12 protein-coding genes are annotated in these 6,151 nt (G+C 58.8%); all 12 read right to left on the minus strand.

Annotated features, from left to right (window positions below; genetic code table 11):
- Positions 1-2 precede the first annotated feature (2 nt).
- Complete coding sequence (locus tag ASE52_RS09335; RefSeq protein ID WP_010467187.1) at positions 3-512, minus strand: peroxiredoxin; 510 nt, start codon at positions 510-512, stop codon at positions 3-5.
- 155 nt (positions 513-667) lie between these two features.
- The gene (rpsQ, locus tag ASE52_RS09340; RefSeq protein WP_010467186.1) at positions 668-937 is read right to left on the minus strand and encodes a 30S ribosomal protein S17; all 270 of its coding nucleotides are present in this window, start codon (positions 935-937) and stop codon (positions 668-670) included.
- 9 nt (positions 938-946) lie between these two features.
- A complete protein-coding gene (rpmC, locus tag ASE52_RS09345; RefSeq protein ID WP_010467182.1) occupies positions 947-1,141 on the minus strand; it encodes a 50S ribosomal protein L29 in 195 nt (64 codons plus the stop codon).
- Between the two features lie 16 nt (positions 1,142-1,157).
- Positions 1,158-1,574, minus strand: a complete 417-nt coding sequence (gene rplP, locus ASE52_RS09350) for a 50S ribosomal protein L16 (protein ID WP_010467180.1) — start codon at positions 1,572-1,574, stop codon at positions 1,158-1,160.
- A 2-nt stretch (positions 1,575-1,576) separates the two neighbouring features.
- Positions 1,577-2,458: a 30S ribosomal protein S3 gene (gene rpsC, locus ASE52_RS09355; RefSeq protein WP_010467178.1), complete on the minus strand. Its 882-nt coding sequence runs from the start codon at positions 2,456-2,458 to the stop codon at positions 1,577-1,579.
- Positions 2,459-2,473: 15 nt separating this feature from the next.
- Complete coding sequence (gene rplV / locus ASE52_RS09360) at positions 2,474-2,806, minus strand: 50S ribosomal protein L22 (RefSeq protein ID WP_007847806.1); 333 nt, start codon at positions 2,804-2,806, stop codon at positions 2,474-2,476.
- 9 nt (positions 2,807-2,815) lie between these two features.
- Positions 2,816-3,091 (minus strand): 30S ribosomal protein S19, encoded by a 276-nt coding sequence (gene rpsS, locus ASE52_RS09365; RefSeq protein ID WP_010467177.1) that lies wholly within the window; start codon positions 3,089-3,091, stop codon positions 2,816-2,818.
- 10 nt (positions 3,092-3,101) lie between these two features.
- The gene (rplB, locus tag ASE52_RS09370) at positions 3,102-3,926 is read right to left on the minus strand and encodes a 50S ribosomal protein L2 (RefSeq protein ID WP_010467175.1); all 825 of its coding nucleotides are present in this window, start codon (positions 3,924-3,926) and stop codon (positions 3,102-3,104) included.
- A 2-nt stretch (positions 3,927-3,928) separates the two neighbouring features.
- On the minus strand, positions 3,929-4,243 hold the full coding sequence (gene rplW / locus ASE52_RS09375; protein ID WP_010467173.1) for a 50S ribosomal protein L23: 315 nt from the start codon (positions 4,241-4,243) through the stop codon (positions 3,929-3,931).
- A complete protein-coding gene (gene rplD / locus ASE52_RS09380) occupies positions 4,240-4,860 on the minus strand; it encodes a 50S ribosomal protein L4 (protein WP_010467171.1) in 621 nt (206 codons plus the stop codon). The genes rplW and rplD overlap by 4 nt, the downstream gene beginning before the upstream one ends.
- The gene (gene rplC, locus ASE52_RS09385; RefSeq protein ID WP_010467169.1) at positions 4,860-5,534 is read right to left on the minus strand and encodes a 50S ribosomal protein L3; all 675 of its coding nucleotides are present in this window, start codon (positions 5,532-5,534) and stop codon (positions 4,860-4,862) included. The genes rplD and rplC overlap by 1 nt, the downstream gene beginning before the upstream one ends.
- A 215-nt stretch (positions 5,535-5,749) precedes the next feature.
- Complete coding sequence (gene rpsJ, locus ASE52_RS09390) at positions 5,750-6,061, minus strand: 30S ribosomal protein S10 (protein ID WP_005796953.1); 312 nt, start codon at positions 6,059-6,061, stop codon at positions 5,750-5,752.
- Positions 6,062-6,151: the final 90 nt, after the last annotated feature.

Genomic DNA, 6,151 nt, shown 5'->3' on the forward strand with positions numbered 1-6,151 from the left:
ACTCAAGCCTTTTGGGCTTGCTGGAGCAGCGTGTCGGCGTCGCTCACTTCAAACTTGCCCGGTGCTTCCACGTTGAGCGTGACCACCTTGCCATCGCGCACCAGCATCGAATAACGGTTGCTGCGCAGGCCCAGGCCTTTGCCATTGAGGTCCAGCGTCAGACCGGTGGCCTTGGCGAAGGTGGCATCGCCGTCACCCAGCATGCGGACCTTGCCATCGGTCTTCTGGTCCCGTGCCCAGGCGCCCATCACGAAGGCGTCGTTCACACTCACGCACCAGATCTCATCCACACCAGCGGCCTTGAACTCAGCGGCCTTTTCCACATAGCCAGGCACATGCTTGGCCGAGCAGGTTGGGGTGAAGGCGCCGGGCAACGCGAACAGGGCAATCGTCTTGCCGGCCGTGGCCTTGTCCACAGGCACGGGGTTCGGGCCAATGCTGCAGCCTTCGCCCTCGACTTCCGAATATTCCATGAGTGTGCTGGCTGGCAGGGTGTCACCGACTTTGATCATTGCTTATCTCCTTAAATGGGGATGAATGGGGATGGAAGAGCGAACTGCCCAGGGCCATAAAAGTGTGGCCCACAAAGCAAAACGACCCACATTGTGGGTCGTTTTGAAGGGCTTTGCCGCCCGGGGTTTTGGCCCCGGGGCAGCATGGTGCTGATTTACAGCAGGCCGGCCTTTTGCACCAAGCGGGTAGCAACCCAGTTCTTGGTCTTGGAGAGCGGACGGCTCTCGGTGATTTCGATCGTGTCGCCCAGCTTGTACTCACCCTTTTCATCATGGGCGTGGTACTTGCTCGACTTACCGACGATCTTGCCGTAGAGCTCGTGCTTCACACGGCGCTCGACCAGCACGGTCACAGTCTTTTGACGCTTGTCGCTGACCACCTTGCCAACCAAGGTGCGCTTGAGGGATTTTTTAGGTTCCGTCATGTGGGCTCCTTACTTGGCGGCTTGCTTTTCAGCAAGAATGGTCTTGGCACGGGCGATATCGCGGCGGGTGGTGCGCAGCGTGTTGGTGTTACCCAATTGCTGCGTAGCCTTTTGCATGCGCAGGCCGAAATGGGCCTTTTGCAGCGCCTTGATTTCGGTTTCGATGCCGGCGACGTCTTTTTGGCGCAGTTCAGTAGTCTTCATTGCTTGTTCTCCTGAATTACGCGCCGATCAGGCGGCTGACGAACGTGGTGCGCAGCGGCAGCTTGGCAGCAGCCAGGCGGAACGCTTCACGGGCCAGTTCTTCGGGCACACCGACGATCTCGAAAACGATCTTGCCGGGCTGGATTTCGGCCACGTAGTACTCGGGGTTGCCCTTACCGTTACCCATACGCACTTCTGCGGGCTTGGTAGAGATTGGCTTGTCCGGGAACACGCGGATCCAGATACGGCCGCCACGCTTGACGTGACGGGAAATCGCACGGCGTGCAGCTTCGATCTGGCGGGCCGTCAGACGGCCACGATCGGTGCACTTCAGACCGAAATCACCGAACGCAACGGAGGCACCCCGCGTTGCGACACCGGTATTACGGCCCTTTTGCTCCTTGCGATACTTGCGGCGAGCAGGTTGCAGCATACTTATTCTCCTTTTCCGTCCGCTGCTGTAGCGGGCGCGGCGACTTTGCGTACGCGCTTAACGGCGGTGTTATCAGCGCCACCAGCTTCCACTGGCTTGTCGCTGCCGTCGGCCGGTGCGGTGTTGCCACCGACAGGACGACGTGGACCACGGCCTGCGCCTGGACGGTCGCCACCTGGGCGGCCATCACGGCGAGGACCGCGTGGGCGGCGTTCTTCGTCTGGACGTGGGGTTTCCACGGCAGGCAGGTCGTTACGACCCAGCGTATCGCCCTTGTAGACCCAGACCTTGACGCCGATCACACCATAGGTGGTCTTGGCTTCAGAGGTGCCGTAGTCGATGTCGGCGCGCAGCGTGTGAAGTGGCACGCGGCCTTCACGGTACCACTCGCAGCGAGCGATTTCGATACCGTTCAGACGACCGGACGACATGATCTTGATGCCTTGGGCACCCAGACGCATGGCGTTCTGCATGGCACGCTTCATCGCGCGGCGGAACATGATCCGCTTTTCGAGCTGCTGCGTGATGCTGTCGGCAATCAGCTTGGCATCGATTTCAGGCTTGCGCACTTCTTCGATGTTCACTGCAACAGGCACGCCCAGGCGAGCAGCGAGTTCCTTCTTGAGGTTCTCGATGTCTTCACCCTTCTTGCCGATCACCACACCAGGACGTGCCGAGTAAATGGTGATGCGGGCGTTCTTGGCAGGACGCTCGATCAGGATGCGCGACACAGCCGCGTTCTTCAACTTGGCCTTCAGGTACTCACGCACCTTGATGTCTTCGGCCAGCATGCCCGCGAAATCGCGGTTGCTGGCGTACCAACGGCTGGACCAGTTGCGGCTGACCGCAAGGCGGAAGCCGGTAGGATGGATTTTTTGTCCCATAGTCTTCCCGAGCCTTTAGTTGCCAACCGTCACGTACACATGGCACGTGGGCTTGCTGATGCGGTTGCCGCGGCCTTTGGCGCGCGCGGTGAAGCGCTTGAGCGTGGTGCCTTGTTCGACGTAGATGGTCTTGACCTTCAGTTCGTCGATGTCAGCGCCATCGTTGTGTTCGGCGTTGGCGATGGCCGACTCCAGAACCTTCTTGACGATTCCCGCAGCTTTTTTCTGCGTGAAGTTCAGGATGTTCAGAGCCTGGTCCACCTTCTTGCCGCGGATCAGGTCAGCGACCAGACGGCCCTTGTCGACCGACAGACGGACGCCCCGGAGGACTGCACGTGTTTCAGACATGGTCGTTCCTTACTTCTTCGCTTTTTTGTCAGCGGGGTGACCCTTGAAGGTGCGCGTCAGGGCGAATTCGCCCAGCTTGTGGCCCACCATCTGGTCGGTGACATAGACAGGTACGTGCTGCTTGCCGTTGTGCACGGCAATGGTCAGACCGATGAACTCGGGCAGAACCATGGAGCGACGCGACCAGGTCTTGACTGGTTTCTTGTCCTTGGTGGCAACGGCCTTTTCGACCTTGGCCAGCAAGTGATGGTCAACAAATGGACCCTTTTTAAGAGAGCGAGTCATCTGTTACCCCTTACTTCTTGCGACGCGACACGATCATGATCTGTGTGCGTTTGTTGTTACGGGTGCGATAACCCTTGGTCAGATTGCCCCAAGGATCGACTGCATGGCGGCCTTCGCCGGTGCGGCCTTCGCCACCACCGTGAGGGTGATCCACTGGGTTCATGGCAACGCCGCGAACCGTTGGGCGAATACCCATCCAGCGCTTCACACCGGCCTTGCCCAATTGGCGCAGGCTATGTTCTTCGTTGGCCACTTCACCAATGGTGGCGCGGCATTCGATGTGAATCTTGCGCACTTCACCCGAGCGCATACGCACCTGGGCATAGACGCCTTCACGGGCCAGCAGCGTTGCCGAAGCACCGGCCGAGCGAGCGATCTGTGCACCGGCACCGGGCTTGAGCTCGATGCAGTGGATGGTCGAACCCACGGGGATGTTGCGGATAGGCAGCGTGTTGCCAGCGCGGATCGGGGCTTCCGAACCGGACAGCAGGGTTGCGCCCACTTCCAGGTTGCGGGGAGCGATGATGTAACGACGCTCGCCGTCGGCATAGCACACCAGAGCGATGTGGGCCGTACGGTTTGGATCGTACTCAATGCGCTCAACCTTGGCCGGAATGCCGTCCTTGTTGCGCTTGAAGTCCACTACGCGGTAGTGGTGCTTGTGGCCACCGCCCTTGTGGCGGGTGGTGATGTGACCGTTGTTGTTACGGCCAGCTTTCTGGAATTGTGGCTCCAGCAGGGGGGCGTACGCTTCACCCTTGTACAGGTGGTCACGCGTGACCTTCACCACGGCACGTTGGCCGGGCGAAGTGGGTTTCATCTTGATGACAGCCATGATTACGCGGCCTCCCCAGAGAGGTTCAGCTCTTGACCAGGCTGCAGCGTGACATAAGCCTTGCGAACGTTGTCGCGGCGGCCGATGGTCTTGCCAAAACGCTTGGTCTTGCCTTTGGTGTTCACCACAGAGACGCCCTTGACCTCGACCTTGAACATCAATTCCACAGCGGCCTTGATTTCTGGCTTGGTTGCGTTCTGCAGCACCTTGAACGTCACAGCATTGGACTTTTCAGCAACCATGGTGGCCTTTTCGGACACGATGGGAGCGACCAGCACTTGCATCAGACGACCTTCGTCAAACTTGAGTGTGCTCATGCGAACATCTCCTTGAGTTTGTCGATTGCACCCTTGGTGACGAGCACTTTCTTGAAACGGACCAGCGACACGGGATCGGCGTAGCGTGGCTCGACGACGAGCACGTTCACCAGATTGCGCGAAGCCAGGTACAGGTTTTCGTCCACTTCCTCGGCGATCACCATCACCGATTGCAGATTCATCGCCTTGAACTTGTCGGCCAGGACCTTGGTCTTGGGCGAGTCAAGCTTCAGCGAATCGACCACAGCCAGACGACCTTCACGGGCGAGCTGCGACAGGATCGCAGACATGCCGGCGCGGTACATCTTCTTGTTGATCTTTTGCGTGAAGTTTTCGTCAGGCATGTTCGGGAAAATCCGACCGCCCCCGCGCCACAGTGGCGACGAGGTCATACCTGCACGTGCGTTACCCGTACCCTTTTGCTTGAAAGGCTTCTTGGTCGAGTGACGGACTTGCTCGCGATCCTTCTGGGCGCGAGTGCCTTGGCGTGCGTTGGCCTGATAGGCCACCACGATCTGGTGAACCAGATCTTCGTTGTATTCACGACCGAACACGGTTTCTGGAACATCCAGCTTGGATGCGCCTTGGCCTTGGTCATTCAGGAGTTCGAGCTGCATTAGTTCGCTCCTTTGGAAGGTTTGGCCTTGACTGCGGGACGCACGGTCACGAACCCACCCTTGGAGCCCGGGATTGCACCCTTGATCAAGATCAGTTGACGTGCTTCGTCGATGCGGATCACATCGAGGTTCTGCGTGGTCTTGGTGACGTCACCAAGATGGCCCGTCATGCGCTTGCCGGGGAACACGCGACCTGGATCTTGCGCCATACCGATGGAGCCGGGCACGTTGTGCGAACGGCTGTTACCGTGCGACGCGCGCTGCGACTTCATGTTGTGACGCTTGATGGTGCCGGCGTAGCCTTTACCGATCGAGGTGCCTTGCACGTCGACCTTTTGACCCACGGAGAACACGGACGTCACAGCCACCGATGCGCCAGCTTGGTACTGGGCAGCGGTATCGGCAGTCACGCGGAATTCCTGGATGATTTCACCGGCTTCCACACCTGCCTTGGCAAGGTGGCCGGCTTCTGGCTTGGTCACGCGCGATGCTTTGCGCGAACCGAACGTGACCTGCAGGGCCACGTAGCCATCGTTCTCTTGGGTTTTGATCTGGGTAACGCGGTTGTTGGACACATCCACCACCGTGACAGGCACTGCGTCCCCATCATCGGTGAACAGACGCATCATGCCCACTTTGCGACCCAGCAACCCGAGGGAGTTGCTCAGACTCATTTGTTTCTCCAAAACTTCCACCGCTACAACTTCAATTGGCTGCAGCGTTTGCACTCGCGTGCATGAAAGAAGGTTAATAAAACTTCGCTCAATTCATGCCTTTTCACAGGCGCAAATTGAGCGAAGCCCTAAAGTATAACGCGAACTGCTTTTTCAAGCAAGTTCGCGTTATTTCTGACGCAGAGAGGCCGGTCAGACCGGCTTCTCAACAGCCATTACTGCAGCTTGATTTCGACGTCCACACCTGCGGGCAGGTCGAGCTTCATCAGGGCGTCAACGGTTTTGTCCGTTGGGTCCACGATGTCCATCAGACGCTGGTGCGTGCGGATTTCGAGCTGGTCGCGCGACGTCTTGTTGACGTGTGGCGAACGCAGGATGTCGAAGCGCTTCATGCGGGTCGGCAGGGGCACGGGGCCCTTGACGATCGCACCGGTGCGCTTGGCGGTGTCAACGATCTCGGCAGCGGACTGGTCGATCAGCTTGTAGTCAAACGCCTTCAGGCGGATGCGGATTTTTTGCTTGGACATGGCGATTCCTTGTGCAATTCAGAACAGATTACGCGAGGATCTTGGCCACGACGCCAGCGCCCACGGTACGGCCACCTTCGCGGATAGCGA

Origin of the sequence: Acidovorax sp. Root275 (genome assembly GCF_001428965.1) — a bacterium.
Taxonomy (GTDB): domain Bacteria; phylum Pseudomonadota; class Gammaproteobacteria; order Burkholderiales; family Burkholderiaceae_C; genus Acidovorax; species Acidovorax radicis.